At 65.2% G+C, this 2,199-nt stretch carries 1 protein-coding gene; it reads left to right on the forward strand.

The window, feature by feature from the left end; genetic code table 11:
* A partial coding sequence (locus tag AWM79_RS01395; RefSeq protein WP_082712678.1) for an ImcF-related family protein occupies positions 1–2,199 on the forward strand: 2,199 nt, incomplete at both ends.

Raw genomic sequence — 2,199 nt, forward strand, 5'->3', positions numbered from 1 at the left:
GGTGCGGCGCACACCGCATGACTTGAAACATGACTGGCCGCTGGCCCCGGTGTGGCAGGGCGTGCTCGATGATCCTGCCCACAGCCACCGGCTGGGCTGGAGCGTCCCGCGAGCCGGCTATGCGCTGGTGCTGGGACTGGCGCTGGTGTGGGGGGCGGGGTTATTGCTGTCGTTCGCCAGCAACCGTGTGCAGATCGCCCAGATGCACACCGCGTTGACCGCGTTGCGGCAGGCGGGGAGTCACGACGAGCAACTGAGCGCGCTCAACGAGCTGGCGCGTGAACTGGGGCGTCTGGATTACCGCGCCACCCACGGCACGCCCTGGTATCAGCGTTTTGGCCTGAACCAGAACCCAGCGTTACTTGAAGTGCTGTGGCCGCCTTATGTCGAAGCCAACCACCGTTTGATCCGCGACCCGGCGGCGGCCCATTTGCACCGTCAGCTCACGGCCTTGATCAACCTGCCAGCGGGCAGCGCGCAACGGGTCGAGCGGGCACACAGCGCCTACGCACAGTTAAAGGCTTACCTGATGCTGGCGCGCCCGCAAAAAGCCGACGCGGACTTCCTGAGCAAAGTCCTGGGCCACGCCGAACCGCTGCACGACGGTGTATCGCCGGGGCTCTGGCAAGCCCTGGCGCCGGACCTCTGGCAGTTCTATGGCGAGCAATTGGCGGCGCACCCGGCGTGGGCGATCGAGGCCGACCCGTTGTTGGTCGCGCAGGTCCGCCAGATCCTGCTCGGTCAGTTGGGCCAGCGCAATGCCGAAACCAGCCTGTACCAGCAAGTCCTCAAGGCGACGGCCCCTCAATACCCTGAACTGAGCCTGCTCGACATGGTCGGTGAAACCGACGCCCTGGCGCTGTTCAACAGCGACGCCCGCGTACCGGGGGTCTTTACCCGTCAGGCCTGGGAAGGGCAGGTGCGTCAGGCGATCAGTGACATCGCCGAGGCACGCCGCGAGGAAATCGATTGGGTGCTCAGCGACAAGCAGACCGACATCGCCGCCGAGCTGACCCCCGCCGTGCTCAAGGAACGCCTCACCGAACGCTACTTTCAGGACTACGCCAACGCCTGGCTGGATTTTCTCAACCGCCTGCGCTGGCATCAGGCCGCCAGCCTGCCCGATGTGATCGACCAGTTGACCCTGCTGACCGATGTGCGCCAGTCGCCGCTGATTGCCCTGATGAACACCCTGGCCTATCAGGGGCAGGCGGGCACTCGCCGTCAGGCCCTGGCCGCTGCGTTGATCACCTCCGCGCAAAAGCTGATCGACCAGGACCACGCGTCGGTGATCGAACCGCCCAGCCCAGTGCCGCATGGCCCACTGGAAGCCACCTTCGGTCCGTTGCTGGCGTTGCTGGGCAAAGACAGCGAGGGCCAGGCCGAGAGCGAGCGGTTGAGCCTGCAAGCCTTCCTCACGCGGGTCACCCGTGTGCGTTTGAAACTGCAGCAAGTGAGCCAGGCGCCCGATCCGCAGGCAATGACTCAGGCCCTGGCGCAGACGGTGTTCCAGGGCAAGCGCATCGACCTGACGGACACCCGGTCCTATGGCAGCCTGATCGCCGCGAGCCTGGGGGCGCAGTGGAGCGGGGTGGGCCACACCCTCTTCGTACAGCCGCTGGATGAGGCCTGGCAGCGGGTTCTGCAACCTTCGGCTGCCGGGCTCAACAGCCTGTGGCAGCGGGCGATTGTCCATGACTGGCAACAGGCGTTCGCCAGCCGCTACCCGTTTGCCGACACCCCCAGCGATGCCTCGTTGCCCATGCTCGGCCAGATGATTCGTGCCGACTCTGGGCGCATCGAGCAGTTTTTGCAGCGTCAACTGAGCGGTGTGCTGCGCAAGGAAGGTAGCCGTTGGCTGGCCGACCCGCGGCACAGCCAGGGCTTGCGCTTCAACCCGCAGTTCCTGGCGGCGATCAACCAGCTCAGCCACCTGGCCGACGTGATCTACACCGACGGCGGCATGGGCCTGAGCTTCGAACTCCAAGGCAAGCCGGTACGCGATGTGGTGCAAACCACGTTCACCCTCGATGGCGTGCGACATCAGTACTTCAACCAGAAAGAGTTCTGGCAGCGTTTCAGTTGGCCGGGAGTCGGTGATCGTCCGGGCGCGAGCCTGACCTGGACCAGCGTGCATACCGGCGAGCGTCTGTTGGGTGACTATCAGGGCACCTGGGGTCTGATTCGGTTGTTGGAAAA

This window comes from Pseudomonas agarici (assembly GCF_001543125.1).
Classification (GTDB): domain Bacteria; phylum Pseudomonadota; class Gammaproteobacteria; order Pseudomonadales; family Pseudomonadaceae; genus Aquipseudomonas; species Aquipseudomonas agarici.